The organism is Roseibium hamelinense, from assembly GCF_007830545.1.
GTDB classification, from domain to species: Bacteria; Pseudomonadota; Alphaproteobacteria; order Rhizobiales; family Stappiaceae; genus Roseibium; species Roseibium hamelinense.
In genome coordinates, this window is record NZ_VLLF01000011.1 from 18,637 (window position 1) to 38,948 (window position 20,312).

The 20,312-nt window shown below is 55.4% G+C and carries 18 protein-coding genes; 5 read left to right on the top strand and 13 right to left on the bottom strand.

Features of this window, described 5'->3' with window-relative positions; all coding sequences use genetic code 11:
- Nucleotides 1-151: 151 nt before the first annotated feature.
- The 3 genes from JM93_RS19075 to lepA form a co-directional block, all read right to left on the bottom strand.
- Nucleotides 152-1,060 (bottom strand): LysR substrate-binding domain-containing protein, encoded by a 909-nt coding sequence (locus JM93_RS19075; protein ID WP_145346825.1) that lies wholly within the window; start codon nt 1,058-1,060, stop codon nt 152-154.
- Between the two features lie 399 nt (nt 1,061-1,459).
- Nucleotides 1,460-2,059, bottom strand: a complete 600-nt coding sequence (locus tag JM93_RS19080; RefSeq protein WP_145346827.1) for a hypothetical protein — start codon at nt 2,057-2,059, stop codon at nt 1,460-1,462.
- Between the two features lie 84 nt (nt 2,060-2,143).
- Entirely contained in the window at nt 2,144-3,949 is a 1,806-nt protein-coding gene (lepA, locus tag JM93_RS19085) for a translation elongation factor 4 (protein WP_145346829.1), read from the bottom strand.
- A 149-nt stretch (nt 3,950-4,098) separates the two neighbouring features.
- Between lepA and JM93_RS19090 the strand changes: the two genes are divergently transcribed.
- Nucleotides 4,099-4,662: a GNAT family N-acetyltransferase gene (locus JM93_RS19090; protein WP_280114680.1), complete on the top strand. Its 564-nt coding sequence runs from the start codon at nt 4,099-4,101 to the stop codon at nt 4,660-4,662.
- Here the strand turns inward: JM93_RS19090 and mepA are convergent.
- Nucleotides 4,659-5,645, bottom strand: a complete 987-nt coding sequence (gene mepA, locus JM93_RS19095; protein WP_145346832.1) for a penicillin-insensitive murein endopeptidase — start codon at nt 5,643-5,645, stop codon at nt 4,659-4,661. The two genes, JM93_RS19090 and mepA, sit on opposite strands and share 4 nt — an antisense overlap.
- 144 nt (nt 5,646-5,789) lie before the next feature.
- Entirely contained in the window at nt 5,790-6,872 is a 1,083-nt protein-coding gene (locus JM93_RS19100) for a patatin-like phospholipase family protein (RefSeq protein WP_145346834.1), read from the bottom strand.
- Nucleotides 6,873-7,141: 269 nt separating this feature from the next.
- Between JM93_RS19100 and JM93_RS19105 the strand changes: the two genes are divergently transcribed.
- A complete protein-coding gene (locus JM93_RS19105) occupies nt 7,142-8,188 on the top strand; it encodes a M42 family metallopeptidase (RefSeq protein WP_145346836.1) in 1,047 nt (348 codons plus the stop codon).
- Between the two features lie 6 nt (nt 8,189-8,194).
- On the opposite strand, the gene JM93_RS19110 is transcribed toward JM93_RS19105, so the two are convergent.
- The gene (locus JM93_RS19110; protein WP_145346838.1) at nt 8,195-9,097 is read right to left on the bottom strand and encodes a LysR family transcriptional regulator; all 903 of its coding nucleotides are present in this window, start codon (nt 9,095-9,097) and stop codon (nt 8,195-8,197) included.
- 119 nt (nt 9,098-9,216) lie between these two features.
- Here JM93_RS19110 and JM93_RS19115 point away from each other — a divergent pair, with 119 nt between their 5' ends.
- Nucleotides 9,217-10,107 (top strand): AEC family transporter, encoded by an 891-nt coding sequence (locus tag JM93_RS19115; RefSeq protein WP_208995329.1) that lies wholly within the window; start codon nt 9,217-9,219, stop codon nt 10,105-10,107.
- A 210-nt stretch (nt 10,108-10,317) separates the two neighbouring features.
- Nucleotides 10,318-12,252: a flavin monoamine oxidase family protein gene (locus JM93_RS19120; protein WP_170230757.1), complete on the top strand. Its 1,935-nt coding sequence runs from the start codon at nt 10,318-10,320 to the stop codon at nt 12,250-12,252.
- A gap of 135 nt (nt 12,253-12,387) precedes the next feature.
- Here JM93_RS19120 and JM93_RS19125 read toward each other — a convergent pair whose 3' ends face one another.
- The 6 genes from JM93_RS19125 to JM93_RS19150 all read right to left on the bottom strand — a co-directional run bounded on the left by JM93_RS19125 (nt 12,388) and on the right by JM93_RS19150 (nt 17,684).
- Nucleotides 12,388-12,984, bottom strand: a complete 597-nt coding sequence (locus JM93_RS19125) for a hypothetical protein (RefSeq protein WP_145346844.1) — start codon at nt 12,982-12,984, stop codon at nt 12,388-12,390.
- A 108-nt stretch (nt 12,985-13,092) separates the two neighbouring features.
- Nucleotides 13,093-13,743, bottom strand: a complete 651-nt coding sequence (locus JM93_RS19130; protein ID WP_145346845.1) for an alpha/beta hydrolase — start codon at nt 13,741-13,743, stop codon at nt 13,093-13,095.
- Nucleotides 13,744-13,764: 21 nt separating this feature from the next.
- Complete coding sequence (locus JM93_RS19135) at nt 13,765-15,024, bottom strand: TCR/Tet family MFS transporter (RefSeq protein ID WP_208995330.1); 1,260 nt, start codon at nt 15,022-15,024, stop codon at nt 13,765-13,767.
- Nucleotides 15,025-15,039: 15 nt separating this feature from the next.
- Nucleotides 15,040-16,647, bottom strand: coding sequence for a B12-binding domain-containing radical SAM protein (locus JM93_RS19140; protein ID WP_145346846.1), 1,608 nt, complete (start codon nt 16,645-16,647; stop codon nt 15,040-15,042).
- 146 nt (nt 16,648-16,793) lie between these two features.
- Nucleotides 16,794-16,994: a cold-shock protein gene (locus tag JM93_RS19145; protein ID WP_145346847.1), complete on the bottom strand. Its 201-nt coding sequence runs from the start codon at nt 16,992-16,994 to the stop codon at nt 16,794-16,796.
- 231 nt (nt 16,995-17,225) lie between these two features.
- Nucleotides 17,226-17,684, bottom strand: a complete 459-nt coding sequence (locus JM93_RS19150; protein WP_145346848.1) for a YtoQ family protein — start codon at nt 17,682-17,684, stop codon at nt 17,226-17,228.
- Between the two features lie 125 nt (nt 17,685-17,809).
- Here JM93_RS19150 and JM93_RS19155 point away from each other — a divergent pair, with 125 nt between their 5' ends.
- Nucleotides 17,810-18,445 (top strand): peroxiredoxin, encoded by a 636-nt coding sequence (locus tag JM93_RS19155; protein WP_145346850.1) that lies wholly within the window; start codon nt 17,810-17,812, stop codon nt 18,443-18,445.
- A 46-nt stretch (nt 18,446-18,491) separates the two neighbouring features.
- Here the strand turns inward: JM93_RS19155 and JM93_RS19160 are convergent, their stop codons facing one another.
- Nucleotides 18,492-20,285, bottom strand: a complete 1,794-nt coding sequence (locus JM93_RS19160; RefSeq protein ID WP_145346852.1) for an adenylate/guanylate cyclase domain-containing protein — start codon at nt 20,283-20,285, stop codon at nt 18,492-18,494.
- Nucleotides 20,286-20,312: the final 27 nt, after the last annotated feature.

Below are 20,312 nucleotides of genomic sequence, written 5' to 3' on the forward strand. Positions count from 1 at the left end.
GTGGTGCGCAGCAAACAGGTCATGAGCCTTAGAGGATGTGGGTTTTATCATGCACCTTAAAAAACAGACCAGCCGCCCCCGCGCAAGTGGAATTGCGGAACATATGTCGCGGGAGGTCCAATTGAACCCCGCGCGCTACAGTCGGAGAATTTTAAAAACGCGGTGGCCAGTCGACAGCAAGGCTCTCATCAAGCGTTTTTACCAGCCAGTCTTTAAAGGCATTCATGGCGGAGGTTGGTTGTCGGCTTTGGCTGCCGATGAGCCAATAAAAGAAACCCGTTTCGTATCTATCCGGAAACGGTGCCACGATTTGACCGGCGCGTAGAGCTTGAATGGCCAGGGTTTCCCAGGCAAGAAAGACGCCCTGACCAGCAATTGCTGCGTCCAGGCAAAGGGCGCCATCGGAAAAGGTCGGGCCATCCGGCAGGTCTGCCTCACTCATGCCGCTGGGCTCAAGCCAAGTGTTCCAGGAAAACATTTCGCCCGGATCTCGAATAATCGGAACGCTGAGCAGATCCGCCGGTCTTTGCAGTTTTTGGCCAAGTTGCGGATTGCATACTGGAAAAACACGATGTGGAACCAGCTTTTGTGCATACAGTCCGGGGTAGGGGCCGGGACCAACGCGGATACACCAATCCACATCTGTTAGATCCGGATCGACGAGCTCAATCGTGGCTTCAACCCGAACGCGCAGTCCGGGATTGGCCTTGTTAAAGGCTTTGAGGTGCCACACCAACCATTTACCCGCAAAAACGGGAGCAACCGAGACAGTGAGCAGGTCATCGCGCCGGCTGGTTGCAACCGCGACAGCGGTCGATAGCGCGTCTATCCCGCGGGTCAGATGAGGCAGAATAGCCAGGCAAATTTCTGTTGGGATCAGAGCTCGTGAGCGCCGCTCGAACAATTGGATGCCAAGTTGTTGCTCTGTCTTGTGTACCTGCTGACTGATCGCGCCGACTGTAACACCCAGTTCTGCGGCTGCAGCTTTCAAGGATTTCAAACGTCCAACGGCTTCTACTGCGCGCAAGCCGTTGAGATGGACGAGGTTCAGATTTTTCATTCAGAAAAACTAAACAAAATCGCAGAAGAAATCGATTATTTTTTGGGGGTCAAGTAGCTATATGTGGAGGTGAGCTAAATTCACAAACTAAGGAATTTGGCATGAGAAAAACAACAATAAGGAAGATAAAGATCATGTTGAACTTGTTTAGGCGCCGTCATTTGACAGCCCAATCTGAAAACAGCTTTGACCGCCGCGATCCACTGGCACACCCCGCAATCCAGCGCATGAGCCCGCGGGAATTGGCGGATCTGCCGTTCAACCGCCGCTAAGCCAACCGGCCGGTTTTCGAACCGGCCTCAAGATTTCTGATCGTCAGGGTCCGGTCAGGTAAAACTGTGAAAACAGAAGCGGCGCTCGGCTCCTATTGCAGACACTGCCTCTGGCTCTTGATCTTGTTTATCGCGAAAGGGTCAGAACGCGCTGGGCCTTGCCCGGTCCGTTCGGGGTCTGGATGCGCCCAACGGTCACGCCATAAAGAGTTTTCGGATCGACTGCGAAAAGATAAAGCGTGAAGTCGACGTCCTGCCCAGATTCTGGATCCCGATAGCGGCCTTTCGACTGGAGCCGCGGTAGGTCGTTGGGATCGCAATTGATCAGCACCCCAAGATCTGAACTTGTGAGTATTTCATTGTCTGCGAGCGGCGAGGATGCACTTGTTGCGATTTGCCACGGGGCGCCCTTGTAAAATGAGAGCTCGAATTCTCCGCCGATCTGGGACGACATGATTTTCATGCTTCCATTGGGGGCGGTCTCAATGGCTGCGTCTGAGCGATTGCCAGCCGGCAGAGCCATCGTTCGACCAGCCATCGACAGGACGCCAGCCCCGTTTTTTACGGCGTAAAAACCATCAAGTTCTGGGGCAACATCAGAAGCCCATGTCGAGGGGTTTTTCCCGCAATAGGTGTCGCTGGCCGACGCGTTTGTGGTTAGACCCGTTAGGGCGGCAAGTGAAACACCAAAAAGAGCGAGCAAGTTTACCGATAGGAACGAGGCCATGGTCTTCTCCAAGGGGACAGTTCCACAACCATACCTGCGTCGCAAAAAAGATGCGTGACGCAAATCACGCGTCCAAGCGGCTTCTCAATCGTCCATTTTGAGCGCCTGAATGAACGCTTCTTGCGGGATTTCGACCTTGCCGAATTGGCGCATCTTCTTCTTGCCGGCCTTCTGCTTTTCCAGAAGCTTGCGTTTCCGGGTGGCATCGCCTCCGTAACACTTGGCGGTCACGTCCTTGCGCAGCGCAGAGAGCGTTTCACGGGCAATCACCTTGCCGCCAATCGCTGCCTGGATCGGGATCTTGAACATGTGCCGCGGGATCAGGTCTTTCAGCTTTTCCACCATGGCCCGCCCGCGGCGCTCGGCTTGTGAACGGTGGACGAGAACAGACAGCGCGTCGACGGGTTCCTCGTTGACGAGGATCGACATCTTGACGAGATCGCCCGCGCGGTAGTCGGAGATCTGATAGTCGAACGAGGCGTAGCCTTTGGAGATCGACTTCAGCCGGTCGTAAAAATCGAAGACCACTTCGTTAAGCGGCAGGTCATAGGCGACCAGCGCCCGGCTGCCAACATAGGAAAGATCGACCTGAATGCCGCGCCGTTCCTGGCACAGCTTCAAGATACCGCCCAGAAACTCGTCCGGTGTCATGATGGAGGCCCGGATCCACGGCTCGCGGATTTCGTCGATCTTGACCACATCCGGCATGTCGGCCGGATTGTGGAGGTCGATCTCGGCGCCGTCCGTCATGGTCATCTCATAGACAACCGACGGCGCCGTTGCGATGAGATCGAGATTGAACTCGCGGGACAGGCGCTCCTGAATGATCTCCAGGTGCAAAAGACCCAGGAAGCCGCAACGGAAGCCGAATCCGAGCGCGGCGGAGGTTTCCATCTCATAAGAAAAGCTGGCGTCGTTCAGGCGCAGCTTGCCCATGGCGGCGCGCAGATCCTCAAAGTCGTTGGCATCGACCGGGAACAGGCCACAGAAAACAACGGGCTGTGCCGGCTTGAAGCCCGGAAGCGCCTCGGCGCAGGGCTTCTTCTCAAGGGTGATGGTGTCACCCACGCGGGTGTCCGCGACTTCCTTGATGGAGCCGGTGATGACGCCGATCTCGCCGGCCTGCAATTCGTCAACCTGCATGAATTTCGGGGTCATGACGCCGACGCGGTCAACGTCATAGGCCGCGCCCGTGCCCATCATCTTGACCTTCTGGCCTTTTTTCAGGGACCCGTTGATCACGCGCACCAGAACCATCACGCCGAGATAGGTATCGTACCAGCTGTCGACCAGCATGGCCTTCAGCGTGTCGTCCGGATCGCCTTCCGGTGCTGGCAGCTTTTCAACGATCGCTTCCAGAACCGTATCGACGCCAAGACCTGTCTTGGCCGAAATCATGCAGGCCTCGGACGCATCAATGCCGATCACGTCTTCAATCTGCTCGCGGATGCGGTCCGGCTCAGCGGCTGGAAGATCGACCTTGTTCAGAACAGGAATGATTTCATGGTCGTTGTCGATGGCCTGATAGACGTTGGCGAGCGTCTGCGCTTCCACACCCTGGGACGCATCCACCACCAGCAGCGAGCCTTCACAGGCCGCAAGTGACCGAGACACCTCATAGGCAAAGTCGACGTGGCCCGGGGTATCGATCAGGTTCAGGATATATTGCTGGCCATCCTTGGCGTTATAGACCAGCCGGACGGTCTGCGCCTTGATCGTGATGCCGCGCTCGCGCTCGATATCCATGCTGTCGAGCAGCTGCTCGGTCATTTCCCGGTCGGTCACGGTGCCGGTCATCTGGATCAGCCGGTCTGCGAGCGTCGACTTGCCGTGATCGATATGGGCGACAATCGAAAAGTTGCGGATGTTGGAAAGCGTCTTCTTCGTCATAGCGCCCCTTTAGCACCACTCGTCGGTTTCGCCTAGTGGATTGCATGCCGCAGTCCGAAGGATTTACAGGGTATAGAAAAAGATAGTCGCAGACATAGTAGGGCCTACGCCCGTTTCAAATCGAAGTGGCTGTCAAACAGCAGGGTAGAATGAACGAGACACCCCAGATATCGAGCGGAACACTGCGCATTCGCAGCGCCGAGGATCGTGATGTGCCGGCTCTTCTGGAGTTGCACAATCATGCAGTTTCCCACACCACAGCGGCGTGGACGGACCAACTCGCGACACTCGAAACACGGCACGCCTGGTTTCTGGCGCGGCGAGCTGAGGGGTTTCCTATCCTTGTGGCTGTCGATGCCAGCGATGCCGTCCTTGGTTACGGCAGCTATAGCTGGTTCCGGGGCCGGGACGGATACCGCAAAACGGTTGAACACTCGGTCTATGTGGACGCAGCACACAAGCGGGCTGGAATAGGTCGTGCATTACTGGAAGAACTGGTCACGCAGGCCGAACGCGACGGATTTCATGCCATGGTGGCGGTGATAGACGGCGAAAATCTTGCGTCAATCCGCCTCCATGAAAAAACAGGTTTTGTCCAAACCGGGCGTTTGCCCGAGGTCGGAACGAAATTTGGTAGGTGGCTGGACTTGGTTTTGATGACGCGCCTGATTGATACTGCGCCACCACCTCATGGCGGCACAGTCCGAAGCTAGTTGGCCTCGAGGACGTCTCTGCAGTCATTTGGCAGTGCAGCGAGTGCCATTGGCCGTTTCTTGACAATAGGTTTGTTCGCGTCACGCGGTTCCTTCGGGACCCATGGCTCATCCGATAGCCAGTAGGTTAGGTTAGAGCCACAGCCATCCCCCGGGGGCGGAGGGTTTTGGTTTTGGCAGCCGCGGCTGTCCTTCGGACACGCCAGGCGAACATGAAAATGGTAGTGGTGTCCCCACCATGGCCGGACTTTTCTCAGCCAAGCCCGGTCCGGGCCCGTTTCGAAAGAACACAAGGCTTTTTTGATCGTCGGATTGACGAAAATGCGTGCAACGCGCTTATCTTGGGCGGCCCGGCGGATCAGTCTGGCGTGGATATCCGTCCACTTTTTCGGGTCGACGCTGCGGTCCGCTCCCTTAACGTCCAAGGGGCCCTTGAGCATTGATACTGCCGAAACTTCCTCGCGTTCCTCACGTGTCAGCCGCTTATCCGGCATTTGAGTCAGCCATATGTCTGCATCGAGGCCGATCTGATGACTGGCGTGCCCTGAGGTCATGGGCCCGCCGCGCGGCTGGGCAAGATCGCCAACCAAAAGACCGCGCCACCCCAAAGAAGGCGCGGCGTCGGCCAAGTCTTTGAGATAGTCGATTAACTCGGGATGCCCCCAATTCCGATTGCGGGACAGACGCATGGCCTGCCAGGACGGACCGTCCACCGGCAATGCGGCGCCGCCAGCGAGACATCCTTTGGCGTAGGATCCGATTGAGCGAGCCTTGAGGGGGGCGGGGCCTTCCATGGCTCCGAAATACACTTTTGCCGGGGCGTTGTTGTGTAGGACTAGCGCTTGTTGTGCAGACGGGGGCACGTTTGCCTTTGGTGTCGGGATCGGCGTCTCACCAGGCGCGAAAGTTTTCACGATTGCATCCGGCTTGCCTTGCGGTATCGGCGGACCTTGTGACGCCAGCGCACTGGTGGCCGAAAGCATCAGGACGCCAACAAGCAGTGGTCGTGCGGCATTCCTGCGGTGGTTAAAACAGATGTGATCGAACACCTTTCAAGCTCCCCTAAGGTCGCAATTCCTCCTCAGCTTGCGCCGATTACCTGAAAATGTCGATCAGGAACAGTTAAACTAGGCCGCGTTTTCCATAGACCCTGTAGCATCCGTCGGCTCTGTCTCCGCATTGTCGCGAAGCATATCCGCCAGCCTGTCAAGCATCACAGTCTCATCCCGGATAATGCGATCTGCGGTCCCGTTCAAGGCGATGAGATTTCCAGGGCGGGCATTGTCGAAATCCTCAGATTCCGGATCGAGGACACCGTTCAATCTGTAGTACTGCGCTGACCCCAGCTCGGTGAACAAGCGGGAGGCTTGGTAGCTCGCGGTCTGGCTTTGCCCATCGGAAAACATCGACAGGATAGGAACCCCTTTGGAAGGCTGCATCCAACCGAGCGCACCCCAGCCAATTGCTTGTTTGTAAGGGAAGGGGCGCTTTTGCGACTGACCGGTTCCCAACGAAATGATGACTGTATCTTCCGAGCTAAAGCCGAGTTTTCGGGCTTCGAGATACGCGGCCATGGCCGGGTCGTTCATGAAGACGCCTCCGTCGACCATGGCTTCCTCTTTTCCGGTCGATAGGTTCTCCACTCTCGCTGGCTCGAAATAGGACGGCGCCGCCGTCGTTGCGCGGACGGCTTGCCAGAAATAATAGTCGTTCGGCCGGCTGCCGTTTTCCTCCAGTCCGTTGGTCATAAACACAGCCTTGCGTTGCTCAATATCGTAGCTCGTCAGCACAATTTTGGTCAGTGCACTGGCCATGGACGTCCAACCGAACCGTTCCTTTAAGAGCCGTTCAAGGGGACGGGCATCGTAGGTTTCGTCAAACAGGTTGAACGGATTTATGAAGGCGCGAGCAAGCCGCTTTCCCAGCGAATAGGTGAATATGTCGCGGGCTTCAAGCTCATAAAAGTCGCGAAGCTCCTTGATCGTTGCTGCAGCTTCGCCCTTTTCGCCGCCTGGTTTGGGGGCCGCTAAACCTGCTACAATCAATCCGCCGGTGGACGTTCCGCACATTAAGTCAAAATGCTTGTGCATCGGCTCTTTGATGGCCCTTTGGGCCAGTCTGCTTTCGAGGGATTCAAGAACACGAAGCGGGATCAACCCCCGGATACCTCCGCCGTCGATTGAAAGGATAAAACGTTTTTTCTTCGACATGGACGTCTCCTTCGAAAATAGACGGCACAGGGCTGGGTTGTTGAAACTCAGCCTGGTATGGGATTGCCAGAAGTAGCTTGTGTCAAGCATTGCTCCTGAAATGCGACAGCCAAATGGCAACCCGCACTTCGAGCTCATACGATTGCAAATTGGCTAGGAAGTTGTAAATCCATAAGAATAATTTGTGCAGGATCACGTGACCTGGATGGGATATCCGGCTGGCCAGCCTTGCGTCCAGGAGAGAATACAACAAGCTATTGGGAGACCTCATGAACATCGATTTGCTGCGCCGCCTTTGTGAAACACCCGGGGTGCCGGGGCACGAGCACAGGGTTCGCGACCTGATTAGGTCGGAGATAAAGGGCCTGTTTGATGAGGTCGAGGTGGATGCAATGGGATCGCTGCTTTGCAAGCGAAATCCCCGCAAGGACGCAAAAAAAGGGCAGAAACCGAAAAAGGTCATGCTCTTGTGCCACATGGACGAGATTGGCTTTTTGGTTTCGCATGTCACTGACAAAGGGTTTGTCCACGTTCAGCCCGTGGGCGGCTTCGATCCCCGCAATCTCTTTTCCCGGCGGGTTCTGGTGTCGACCGACGAGGGCGATTTCAAGGGGGTGATGAACCCCGGCGGTAAGCCGATCCACATCTCCACGCCCGAAGAGCGCAAGAAGGTTCCCGAGCCAAAAGACTTCGTGATCGATATGGGGCTCGGTGAAAAGGCCAAGGATATCATTAAGATCGGCGATATGGTGACGATGGATGAGCCGCTGATCGAGATTGGCGACAAGGTCGTGTCGAAGGCGCTCGACAACCGGATTGCCTGCTGGCTCGGGATCGAGTCGATCCGTGCGTTGGGCAAGGCAAAGCATGAGTGCGAGATCCATGTCGCCTTCACTTGTCAGGAAGAAGTGGGCCTGCGCGGCGCGCGCACGGCAGCCTTTGCCATCAAGCCGGATATCGGCCTCGGGATCGATACGACTCTTTCATGTGACACGCCGGGTGTGCCCGACCCGGACCGCACCACAGTACAAGGCGAAGGATTTGGCCTTCACGTGAAGGATTCCAGCTTTATTGCGGACCGCGATCTGGTGCGCGAAATCGAGGCCCTCGCGATCAAGGAAAATATTCTCTATCAGCGGACAATGTTGGCAGCAGGCGGCCAAGATGGTGCCGCCGCTCAGCAGGCGGCCGCTGGTGCGAAAGCAGTTGGTATCGTTGTTGGCACACGCTACATCCACACCGTGACCGAGATGATCCACAAGTCGGATCTTGAGGCGGCGCGAGACATCATCGCGGCCTACTTGAAAAAGGCGTGATCGGGCTCAGTCCCTGGCCATGCGATCTAAAGCGGAGTGTTCCGCAAACTGCCAAAACACAGATGCGGCGTGGGAGCGTGCCGCATCCGGTATCCGGGCCAATGCCAATTCCCTGGGAGCGGCCGGGGCCAGCGGAATGGCGGCCACGTGGCCAATATCCTTCGGCAATGCGTATCGCGCCATGATACTGACGCCGAGACCCGCTTCGACGAGAGCGAGGATCGACGCCGTCTGCCGGATCCTGTGGGCTGCGGGCGGCAAATCGTAGCCGTTTTCCTTAAACCACTGTGTGATCAAGGGTTCGCTGCCTGCTTTGGAGAGCACAAAAGGCCGGGCTTCGAAATCGGCCGGGAGCAGCACATTCAGGTCAGCCAGTCGATCATGCTGCGCCACAATTCCGACCAGCTCGTCATGACCAAGCAACACGAGATCCAGATGGCCAGGCGGATTTGCCAAAACGGCCGTATCAATCACCCCGTCATTCAAAGCGGTCAGGATATCTTGATCGTCATATTCCCGGATCGAAACGGTGATCTCCGGGTAATTTCGGGTAAAGGCCTTGAGCAGTTGGGGCAAAAGACGTGTTGAGGCGCTTGCCCCAAAGGACCCGATCGTGACGGCCCCTGCTTTGCCCTTTTTCAGGCGTGCCAATTGATCCGATAAATCCATTAGATCGAGCTCAATCCGTTCAGCGTGCGACGCCACAAGCTCGCCTTCGACGGTCAATGTAACCGGCCGGGTATTCCTGCGCACGAATTGCAGCCCGTATCGGTCTTCAAGCGCGCTGATTGCGCGGCTGATAGCCGGTTGAGAGACCCCTAAAGTGTCTGCAGTGCGCGAAACAGAACCGCATTCTCGTAATATGCGGAGAGCCCGTAGTGCCGTTACTGGTAAGTCTGAACTGACCATAATATAATCTCAAGTTATTTTATTATGCATAGTATGATGAATATGTAGGTTTTGTCGCCGGGCGCAACCGGTTTTCCAGATAGACCGCCGCAATGAACCTTGATCCTGCGTTACTCCCCATGTTGCGATTGTTGCCTGACCTGGCATTGATTGGGCTGGGAGCGTTTCTGGCTACCCGGATTGATGACACGGCCTGGAAAGCACTGGACCGCTTGAACTTCTCGGTGCTTTTCCCTGCACTCCTGTTTGTCGCCGCTTCTTCCCGGCCGATTGCGCTCAGTGATTTGTTATCCATCGGGTTGGCCGTATTGGGCATTCTCGGCCTCGGTCTTGCTGCAGGTTTTTTTCTGCGCCGGTATGGTCCTCGTGAATGGATTGATTTCGCAGGTGCATGGCAAACCGCTTGGCGTTTCAATACAGCGTTGGCCTTCGTTGCAGTGCAGGCTTTCTCGGATACAGTTGCCGGGTATCTGGCGGTGGCCATTGGAATGGCGGTGCCGATGGCAAATATCCTGGCCGTAGGAGCATTGACCGGAGGATCGGGATCGCGCGCAAGGCAGATTTTGGAGATTGTCCGCAATCCTTTTCTGATTGCCAGCCTTGCGGGTGTAGGAGTGGGGCTGGGAGGTGTCACGCTCCCGGAGCTGCCCAATCAGGTAGTTGCACGTCTGGCGGAAGCCGCATTGCCGCTCACGCTGCTATCGCTCGGTGCGGCGCTGGATTGGTCGATTATGTTCCGGATGACCCGGTTCAATTCCGGTCTACACGTTGTGAAATTGTTGCTGTTACCAGGTTGCGTACTGACAGCTTGTCTCGCGCTTGCGGTTCCCGGGCCCATTTGTGCCGCCCTCACGCTCTTCGCTGCGTTGCCAACGGCCTCTGCTGCTCATGTCCTGGCATCCCGTTACGGTGCCGACCGGGCACTGGTTGCGTGTATTGTTACCCAATCCTCTCTGATTGGCTGTCTCACTTTGCCGATCTGGTGCTACGCCCTGCTTAGCCTTGGTTGAAGCCACTGGGATTGTGTCTGGATAGGGGAATCCAACACCGGCAGTTGGCATTCACCGGAAAACCGAGTGCAGGTATCTGAAAAATATCGGTAAATTATTTTTGTAAATTTCCTTTTTCTAAGAAATCCAATCGCGGAAAATACCTCCTATGGTTGCTTTATCAGGGGCGGAAGTCAGTCCTTGGTGAACAACCATTTCAGGAGCAGGCACTTGTCCATATTACCAAGCCTCAGACAGTCAACAGACCCGGTCAAGGAACAGTCTTACATCGACACTCCGGACTTCGATTATGCTTTGTGGCTGAAAAGCTGGCCCACAATCGGCCAAGCCCCGGAAAAAGTTGGGCCAATCGCGGTGATTGGGGCCGGCATTTCAGGACTGACGGCATCTTATGAGTTGGCCAAGGCCGGCTATATCGTTCATCTTTACGAAGCGACTGAACGTGTCGGCGGGCGGCTCTATTCAAAACATGTTCCGCAGGACACGTCTCCAACCCTGGTCGAGCTTGGGGCCATGCGATTCCCGCCAACCGAGTTTCTGCTGGACCACTACATGCAGACCATGCTGGATCAGAAGATCGAGGATCTGCCGGATTTTCCGGACCCCGGCGTGAACAACACCTACGTGTGTTATAAGAACAATCCGCCGCAGGTTTGGAAGAAAAGCGACTCCGCGTTCCCGCAGGGTTTTGGAACAGTCTTCGATGGTTGGGGCGCGCTGATCAAGGACGGCATTACCGCCCAGGGTGGGACGGTTCAAGTTTTGCCGGCGCCCGAAACCATCCAAAAAGAGCTTCAGGATGCCTTTGCGTATCGCAAGTATGCCAATTGCGAGAAGCTCGGTGTGTCTTCGGACACGGCGCGGGAGGCATGGCAGCAGTGGATCTATTATTTCGAGAACATGTCGTTCGGCGATGCGGTCTATCAGATCTTCGTTCAAGGCGGCCCGGACGGCAGCTGGGATATTCCGGGCGGCAGCCGCTGGACGCTGGAGGATGTGACCCGTTTTGCAGAACTGGGCATCGGGTCCGGTGGCTTCGGTCCGCTGTATCCGATCGGGTTTCTTGAAGTCGTTCGCCTGGTGGTCAATGGGTTGGAGACATCTCAAAAGAAGTTTGCGCCAGGCATTCAAAAGTTAGCGTTGAAAATAGCGTCAGAATTTACAGCGTTTAACCCGAACAACCGGATTTTCATCAAGGCGCCGGTGTTTTCTGTCAAAAAGACTAGCGAAGGCAACTTCAAGCTTGATGTCGGCACCCCGCACGGTGAACTAGCAGCCGAAACCGAACCACCGGTTTATGATCGGGTCATCGTCGCGACGACGACGCGCTCAATGGAACTGAGCATGGACATCACCCGCTTCTTCCAGACACAGGATGGCAACCCGCTAGTGCTTCTTCCGGAGATTTCGGAAGGGATCAAGGATGTCGAGGTGATCGCGTCCAACAAGATTGCGGCACGGATTCCCAAGTTCTGGAAGGACGATCCAAATGCGGTTCGGACTTTGTTGACGGACACAGCTGTCAAGCAGGTCTACACGATCGATTATGGTGACCCCGACTATGCGATCTGTTTCATCTCCTACGCCTGGGTTGCCGATGCCGTCAAACAGCAAGCCATGAAGGACACTGGCTACATTCCAAACAACTTGCCCGAAAAGCTGCGGGTTTATGAGAGCCTGCTCAACATTCTGAGAACGGAAATGGGCCCGGACGTGGCGAAATGGGCAGAGAAGCTGGTCCCGGTCGGTGGTGACTATGAAAACAACGTCGAGTTCATATTCTGGCAAAACGAGCCATTCTACTACGGCGCGTTCAAGCTCGCGCTTCCCGGACAGGATGAGTATCTGCGCAGCATGATCTTCGACTATCAGAAGGGCAATCCGGAAAACAACACCATCGACACCGGTGTCTATCTTGCCGGCGATTGCCTCGACTGGAATTCGGGGTGGATCGAGGGCGCGCTCCGTGCGGCCCTGAACGCGGCCTGTGCGGTCGTATCTTCCACGGGCGGCAAACTGCTGCCGGTAGCCGGCAAGACACCGATGACGATCAACCCAAACACCTACACCTATTTCCCAACCCCGCAGGATTGGGAAAACGCTGGACCGTCCTCGGGAACACCAGAGATCTCGCAGCCGCAATAGGCAGATGGTAAGGACCACCGCTTACTAACCGGGCAAGGAGCGGAACCTGTTGTTCAAACGGGTAAAGTCAGGTTTGAGCGGAAGGTAGTTTTGAAGCAGGACCTGGGAGGTTCCCTCCCAGGTCCAATCCGCAAATCATGCGAAAAGATTGCCGAGCTGTGAGATTTGAGCACCCGTACCGGCGTATAGCGAACTTGTCGACGCGCTCTGGTAGGTTGCGGTCAAGCCGCCAAACTCTGCTTCGATACTTGATGCGCTGGCAGTGCGGACGGACAGGCCGGTGTCATTGTTGTACGAAACACGCTCAAAAGAAACGAATTCGGCTGAGACTGTTTGCCCGTCGATCTCGGCTTCAATCGTAGTTGTCGTCGTTGATCCGCTCTCGTAGCTGATGGATACAGGGCCGCTGGCGCCTTGCTCATCCTCAAAGCCCAAAGCGGACTTTATGCGGCCTGCCGTGTTCTGATAATCCTCAACCGTTGCGAGCTTTCCGTCGGCGTCCTCATCGTCTTTTTGTTCTTTTTTTCCAGCTTCAACGGCTTCCTGGAGCGCGGCGATAACGACAGCATCGTTTTCAGCTTTTTCGGACGCAGCCTCAAGTAGGTTGACTGTTGCGGGCTTGTTTTCCTGACGGTCCTCTTCCTGCAAGAGCGGGCTCTTGTTGGCCCCACCAGTAGTCGACATTTGGAAAACACTCGCGCTCTGCGTCGTTGTCTCTATCGAAATCTGCATTGCGAGGGCTCCAGCCTTCCCGAACAAAAATTATTATCGACCTACCTTCGGAGAGAACCCTTAATTTTACTTTAACTATTTGCCCCAAACGAGCACCAGTCCGGGTCTTTAACAGAACAAGGCCTCCAAGAAACGTCCACCGAGAACCATGCCGCGTTCATCAATACCGTGGCCCAAGCCGTGGAGCAGATGCGTTTCTACCGCAACACCCATGTCGACAAGCTGCTGTTCCGCTGCCTGCAGGAAGTCCGGCGATACAACATCGTCTTCGGCACCATGAATTATCTTTATCGGCGGCGCGGGTTTTGAAACGGAACCCGGTCCGGCAAAGACACCCGAATAAGCCAAGATACCGGCAGGCGGGCTCATGCGTGTCAAGCCAGTGTAAAGCGCCATCATGGCCCCCTGACTGAACCCGACCAATACCAGATCTTTGTTGTTCAAGTTTTGAAGTTGCAGTTGCGAGTCCAGAAAACGGTGGAGTGCTGGGGCCGCACTTTCAACACCCAACCGATACTCCCTGATATCCCGGTCCGCGAGCGCAAACCATTGCCGCCCGCCAAAGCCGTCAAAGGGCAGTGGCTCCGGCGCATCCGGTGCGATAAAAATGGCGTCTGGCAGTACTGCGGTCCAGGCGCGGCCAAGGTCGATTAGGTCGCGGCCGTCCGCCCCATAGCCATGCAGAATGACAACAAGCTGTTTGGGTGAAGAGCCGGATTGGGGACCAAAGCTTGGGCCGTTGAGTGTCACGAGAGCCATTTTGCCGAACCTTTTCCGGTTTCACTGTCTATGCGGTTTGGCCGAGGCGGGCCGCGCCTGTCCCTGGAGGGCGACGAGGCAAACCATGGTGGAGAGGGCGATCAGGCTTCCCGCGACCAAAAAAGGCGCACCTGGAAGATAGACCGGTGCGTCTCCGGCCGAGAAAACGGCAAAGGTCTGGGTCATCAGGACCGGACTAATCATCATGGAGACGCCGACGACACTGTAGATGAGACCCTGTAGCTCACCCTGGGCATTGTCCGGAATCTGATTGGCCATCAAACCGGTCAACGCGGCTTTGGTCATGGAGCCGAACGCCGCAAACGGGATGAAGACATAAACCATCCACCCCGCATCGATCAGCGCCAGGCCGATGAAGCTGAAAAGATTGGCCGATTGCGCCATAAAAAACGTCCAGGCCGGTCCGAATTGCGGCTCCACAACCCGGATGAGATAGCCTTGGACAAACGCAAATCCAAGTCCGACAGCGGCAAGGGAAGCGCCGTTTTCACCAGGCCCCCATGCGAACGATACCTGTGTGTAGTACGCCCAGATGGCCGGATAAACGGCCTCTGCGACCTCGAAGAGGAAGAGAGATAACAGCAAGAGCCTAACTCCTGGAAACTTGCCGATCTGCAGAAGCGCGCCGAGCGGGTTTGCACGGCGGCAGTCAAAGGCCCGGCGTTTCTCGGCCGAAAGGCTCTCGGGCAGGACCAGGTAACCAAGAAGAAAGTTCGCAAAGGACAGGCACGCCGCCGCATAAAAAGGCGCGCGCGGGCCAAATTCTCCCAGCAAGCCGCCGATCGCCGGCCCGAATATGAATCCAATTCCGAACCCGGCGCCGATCAGGCCAAAATTCTTCGTCCGGTCTTTTTTGGCGGAGACATCGGCTATGTAAGCAGACGCGGTAGCGATGGTGGCCCCTGCGATACCAGATAGTATGCGCCCGACAAAAAGCATCGCCAGACTGCTTGCCAGCGCCATGATTATATAGTCGAGCGCCATCGTAATTTGGGAAATGAGCAAAACCGGACGGCGTCCGAAACGGTCGGACAGATTTCCAAGAATCGGTCCGACGAGAAACTGCATTCCGGCATAGACCAGGCTGATGAGGCCGCCCCATTTGGCCGCTTCGCTCAGCGGCGCGTTTGTCAGTTCAGTGAGCAAATCCGGCAGGACAGGCAGTATGAGCCCGATGCCCATCGTATTGAGGGCAACGGTGGCGAAAATGAAAACAAGAGCCTTTTTGGGGTTTGACGCGTCAGTTGTACTGGAAATCAAGAGGCTCCTATGAACTCACTCCGCCGCAACCAGACCAGGTGAGGCCCATTCGCCAGTGTCGATCTCCTCGATCTGAGCGTCGATTTGGGTCATGACAAAGCGCGAAAACGGACCAAGGTGCACATAGAGCGCCAACATCATCAATACCGGCTTGATCGCACGAACATTTGTAAATGCCGTATAGGCCAGCGTCTTCCAGAACAGTCTGCGATATTGTGTGTTGGTGAAGGTCATTGCCCAGATCAATCGGCTGAACATCTTGATATCGTGGATAAATCCGGCGCTTAGAATTGCGCCGTTGGCACCTTTCATATTCAGCATTTTCGCAACTTTTCGGACACGGCGGAAATAGGCTTCAGGCGCATATACCCGGTCGATGATGGTTTTAAAGTCGCGCAGGATTTCCTGCCTCGGCCGCTTTGTTTCAAAATTGAGGCCTGCGGTACACTGATCTCCATGTTCCGTATCCGGGTCGTCTGTGGCAAAATCGGCATGCAGACGGCCTTCTTTTGCGAGGCGGCGTGTCAGCTGGGTGTTTGGCAGGGCATATAAAAGCCCCGTCATGGAGACCGGAATAGCCGCTTCTTCGATCAAGGCCGAGATTTCGTTGGCCACCTGATCGCTTTCCTCGTCAAAGCCGACAATGAAGCCGGCTAAGACGAAAATACCAGCTTCGTAGATCTTGTGTACGCTCGCCGCAATGTCGCGGCGCGTGTTTTGCTTTTTCCGGGTAGCAACCAAGACCTCTGGATCGGGGCTTTCGATCCCAACAAACACCGAAAAGAAGCCGGCATCTTGGAGCATCGTCAACAGCGCTTCGTCATCTGCCAGATTAAGCGAAGCTTCCGTCGACATTTCGAACGGGTATTTCCGCTGTTTCTGCCACGCGCTAAGCTCCGGCAAGAAGCCTTTCACCGCCTTTTTGTTGCCGATCAGATTGTCGTCAACAAAGTCGACATGGCCACGGTAGCCGAGATCGTGCAATCGCTGAAGCTCGGCCAGCATTTGCTCGATTGTCTTTGTGCGCGGGACGCGGCCATATAGTTCGATAATGTCACAGAACTCGCACGTGAAGGGGCAGCCCCGGGAAAACTGAACGCCCACCTGAACGTAGTCATCGAATTTCAACAAATCAAAGCGCGGAATTGGACTGCTGGTCACATCCGCCTTGAATTTTTCGGCGGTAAAGGTTCCAGATCGTTGGCCGTCTTTCCAGGCGGCGATGAACTGATCCAAGATGCCTTCTGCCTCACCAAGTACTCGAAAATCGGCATGTTCGTAGATCTCCGGACTGGATGTGGCATCCGGGCCGCCGACGACCACAGGGATACCGTTTTCGCTCCCAAGCTCGATGATTTTCAGCGCGTCTGCTTGCTGCGGCAGCATGCCGCCCGTCATAATCATATCCGCCCACGCCAAGTCGTCAGAACTCAGCTCGGATGTGTTCCGATCGACCAGCCGGACGTCCCAAGTGTCCGGAAGCATGGCGGCAACGGTGATAAGACCGAGAGGCGGAGCCGGATATTTTGCGCCGACAAGTTCACAGGTGGAGCCGTAGTTCCAAAAGGAACCTGAGTTGAAACGTGGGTAAACCAAGAGAACACTACAATGTTCGGCAGTCATTCAGTTCCTCCAAGCCGGGTGGGGCATCCGGGCTGCAGATTGTTGAGCGTCATGTTTAGCCATTGGCCGCAGCAGATCACAGGAGCGGGCAAAATAAAAGGGCGGTCGAACCGCCCTCGCTTTTGAGATGGATTTGAGTATCGCGTTCAGAGGACCTTCAGGTCTTCCGCAACCGCACGGCCGCGGCGCCATTCCAGATCATAGGCGACCAACTGGCCTTCCTTCAGGCTGTCGATCCCTGATTGCCGCAGAGCTGAGATGTCAACGAGGATGTCCTCGCCTTCAACCGGCTCTATGAGTCCAAGCCCTTTGCCGATATCAAACCATTTTACGTTTCCATGTTGCATGGAGTCTTCTTTCTTAATCGAATTTACGACGTCAGCAGTCTTGCCTAGCAAGAGATTTCAACGTCATGATGACAGTTCGTTTGGAAATTAGAGAGTCTTGAAAAGCTCTCTTTTTGCAATGTCTGGTTCTTGTTATTGTTTAGTCGTCGAACCAGTAAAGACAGGGCGCATTATGCCGGCGCCTCTATCAATCTAAATGGTATTAGTTAAGGGCATTACAAGGGGCGTGCTCTATCTGTTCAGTTGACCCTTGGTGACGTACTGCAAGATTTCAACCACCTGTTCCGGCGTTTCAGCCACAGCCAGAGCTGCTGCATCGACCTCTTTGAGTGGGTGGGTGAGCGCTGGATCATGAAGAACGATGAGCGATTTTCCAAGTGCTGCTGCATACCCGGCGTCGAAGGCCGCGTTCCACTGCTTGTACTGGTCCCCAAATCTGACAACCACAATATCGGATTGCTCGATGAGTGAACGCGTTCGAATGGCGTTCACCTTGGCGCCCTTGTGATCGTACCAAAACTTTTTGTCTTCATCGCCTAGAATGTGCGCGCCGCAATCATCACTGGCGCTATGATCTGTAACCGGTGCCGAAAAGGAGACTGGAAGGTCCAGCTTGCTGGTTCCTTTGACAATCTGCTCACGCCAATCTGTGTGGATTTCTCCGGAAAGATATACCGACCATTCCATCATGAGTATTTCCTCTGTCATTTCGTCGCGGCATTGCCGCGCTGCCTTGAGATTAATACATAGCACTGCTGTGTTACGACACCGACGCGCTTATCTGTTTTCTGGTTCGTGAGGCGAAAGGATTGAGAATGCCCGCATTGCTTATTGGCGACGAAGCCCCAGATTTTGAAGTTGAAACCACCGAGGGCCCGATCCGGTTCCACGAAGTCATTGACGGATCCTGGGCGGTGCTGTTTTCGCACCCAAAGGATTTCACACCGGTTTGCACAACCGAACTCGGCATGACAGCAAAACTGAAGGACGACTTCGACAAACGCGGCGTAAAGGTGTTCGGGGTGTCCGTAGATCCTCTGGACGATCATCGTGCCTGGATTGGGGATATTGAAGAAACGCAAGGGATTGCGCTCAATTTTCCGCTTATTGCAGACCCGAACCGCGAGGTTGCGACTGCCTACGGCATGATCCATCCCAATGCAAACGACACGCTGACAGTTCGTTCCCTTTTCGTCATTGGGCCGGACAAAAGAGTGAAGTTGAAGATTGAGTATCCGGCGTCCACAGGCAGAAACTTCGATGAAGTCATCCGGGTGATTGATTCGCTGCAGTTAACGGCAAAGCATCAAGTTGCAACGCCGGCCAACTGGACGGCGGGCGAAGATGTGATCATCGTGCCTGCGGTCAGCGATGAAGATGCCAAGGCGAAATTTCCCGACGGCTGGAAAACACTGAAGCCCTATTTGCGGGTTGTTCCGCAGCCGCAATGATGGCCTGTCTATCGAAATGATTGGCCCGCCCCGGTGCGGGCCATTTTCATTTGGAGCGCATGTGCCAAATGCCGTCCCAGCTGTCAGGCACACCGTTGCGCTCAATCAAATCAAGCCGATTCGAGAAGATCGGCGCGATCGTATCAGTGGGGTCCAAATCTGCAATTTTTTGGAAAACACTGCGGGCCTTAATCCAGTTCCGGCTGGCGTAGGCATCGACAGCTTCCTCCGACAATCCGCAGATCTCCGGGGTTTTAGGATCGTCACCGATCAGCGGTGTGAAAACACGGGATGCGTCGGTCTTGCCGACGACCTGGATCCGGTCAACCAGGCGGAATGCAATGCCATGGGTCATGTCCCTTGTGCGTTCGCAGACCAGGATAGAAGTCCCGTAAAGCTTGTTTGCGCCCTCCAACCTCGAGCCGAGGTTTACCGTATCGCCCATGACGGTATAATTTTTTGTTTGCTCGGATCCAATTGAGCCGACAACTGCTTCGCCTGTTGCAATGCCGATGCGTTGCCGGAGCCGCGGCAGATTTTTCTGCAGCCCGGTCAAGTCCGGCAGTTCGTGCTGAAATGACGTCATCCGCAGCTGATTTTCCAGAGCTGTTTCTACCGCAAGGCCCGCTTGTTGGCCGTCCTCACAAAACGGCGGCGCCCAATAGGCCATAATTGCGTCGCCGATATATTTGTCGATCACACCCTGGCGGCCAGTTATCGGGACTGACATCAGATCGAGGTATCGGTTCAAGACCCGGACAAGCCCTGACGGGGTGAATTGCTCGGAAATGGTTGTGAAGTCCGCAAGATCAGAAAAATAGGCTGAAATGATCTTTTTTTCTCCGGCAACAGCCTCCGGCCGCTCACCGATCAGGCCGGAAACCACCCGCGGGTCGAGATACTGGCCAAATGTGTCTTTGATCTTCTGCGTCGATTGCAGCCCCTCAACCATTGCGTTGAATCGGTCTGTCAGATCACCGACTTCATCCCGGGTGAGTCGTGGGACCTGTACACTTAGGTCGCCCTCCGACACCCTTCTGGTTCCCTCGGTGAGTTGGCGCATGGGCCGCAGCAGACCCTTGATCACGGCGGAAGACAATAGAAGCGCAAGGATGCCCGCTGACACGGTTGCGGTCATGCTGGCATAAAGCGCTTCCTGCTCATGCCGGGCAGCGTCTGCAATGGATTTGATCGTAAATTCGCTTATCTGACGCCTCAGTTCGTCAACCGCTTCTGCCAACTGAGCTTCTTCTGCTTCAAGCTGTTCTTCGAGCGACTCACGTGTGTTTTCCGGCAACCCGGATGTGCGGATCAGATTGAGGGAGTGGCTGTGAAAGTTGGCATGCTGGCGCTCAAGCGCGACCAGGCTGGGTGTCAGTGCCGCAAGTTCGAGCCGGTCTTCGAAGGAATTTGTTGCTCCCTGTGCCGTTGCGACCCTTTGTTTTGAGCGGGCAAGCAGAGCCTCAACCTCCGCAGACCGCTGTTCCATCGCACCGATCTCCAGTTGGATCCGCTCATTCAAATGATCCATTTGTCCCGGTTGCTGAGGGTGTTGTGGAGAGGCGTCTACTGACCCTAGCTGTTGTTCAGGTACCTGCTGCCAATCTGAAATGCGACGCTCAGCTTCGAGCTTTTCCACCCGCTCCAAATGCAGTTCCTGCTGAAGGGCGGCAATCTCAACCTGCGCAATCTCATCGGACAGAGGCGCAAATACCTTGGATATGACCTGAAGTTCACCGTTGATTTTAAAGATCTTGTAGATCGAAAACGCCGCCGAGACCGCCATCACCAAGAAGACGAGCAGGGAAATGCCGAAGATTTTCCAGGATATGCGCATCATCAATCCGATTGCCGTTGCGAGAATCGA

Coding starts and splice junctions, on each gene's coding strand:
- JM93_RS19155 (WP_145346850.1), top strand. CDS start 17,810: ATGCCCGCATTGCTTATTGGCGACGAAGCCCCAGATTTTGAAGTTGAA.
- JM93_RS19130 (WP_145346845.1), bottom strand. CDS start 13,743: ATGGCTCTCGTGACACTCAACGGCCCAAGCTTTGGTCCCCAATCCGGC.
- JM93_RS19125 (WP_145346844.1), bottom strand. CDS start 12,984: ATGCAGATTTCGATAGAGACAACGACGCAGAGCGCGAGTGTTTTCCAA.
- JM93_RS19160 (WP_145346852.1), bottom strand. CDS start 20,285: ATGATGCGCATATCCTGGAAAATCTTCGGCATTTCCCTGCTCGTCTTC.
- JM93_RS19145 (WP_145346847.1), bottom strand. CDS start 16,994: ATGCAACATGGAAACGTAAAATGGTTTGATATCGGCAAAGGGCTTGGA.
- JM93_RS19075 (WP_145346825.1), bottom strand. CDS start 1,060: ATGAAAAATCTGAACCTCGTCCATCTCAACGGCTTGCGCGCAGTAGAA.
- JM93_RS19100 (WP_145346834.1), bottom strand. CDS start 6,872: ATGTCGAAGAAAAAACGTTTTATCCTTTCAATCGACGGCGGAGGTATC.
- JM93_RS19105 (WP_145346836.1), top strand. CDS start 7,142: ATGAACATCGATTTGCTGCGCCGCCTTTGTGAAACACCCGGGGTGCCG.
- JM93_RS19110 (WP_145346838.1), bottom strand. CDS start 9,097: ATGGTCAGTTCAGACTTACCAGTAACGGCACTACGGGCTCTCCGCATA.
- lepA (WP_145346829.1), bottom strand. CDS start 3,949: ATGACGAAGAAGACGCTTTCCAACATCCGCAACTTTTCGATTGTCGCC.
- JM93_RS19115 (WP_208995329.1), top strand. CDS start 9,217: ATGTTGCGATTGTTGCCTGACCTGGCATTGATTGGGCTGGGAGCGTTT.
- JM93_RS19150 (WP_145346848.1), bottom strand. CDS start 17,684: ATGATGGAATGGTCGGTATATCTTTCCGGAGAAATCCACACAGATTGG.
- JM93_RS19140 (WP_145346846.1), bottom strand. CDS start 16,647: ATGACTGCCGAACATTGTAGTGTTCTCTTGGTTTACCCACGTTTCAAC.
- JM93_RS19090 (WP_280114680.1), top strand. CDS start 4,099: ATGAACGAGACACCCCAGATATCGAGCGGAACACTGCGCATTCGCAGC.
- JM93_RS19080 (WP_145346827.1), bottom strand. CDS start 2,059: ATGGCCTCGTTCCTATCGGTAAACTTGCTCGCTCTTTTTGGTGTTTCA.
- mepA (WP_145346832.1), bottom strand. CDS start 5,645: ATGCTTTCGGCCACCAGTGCGCTGGCGTCACAAGGTCCGCCGATACCG.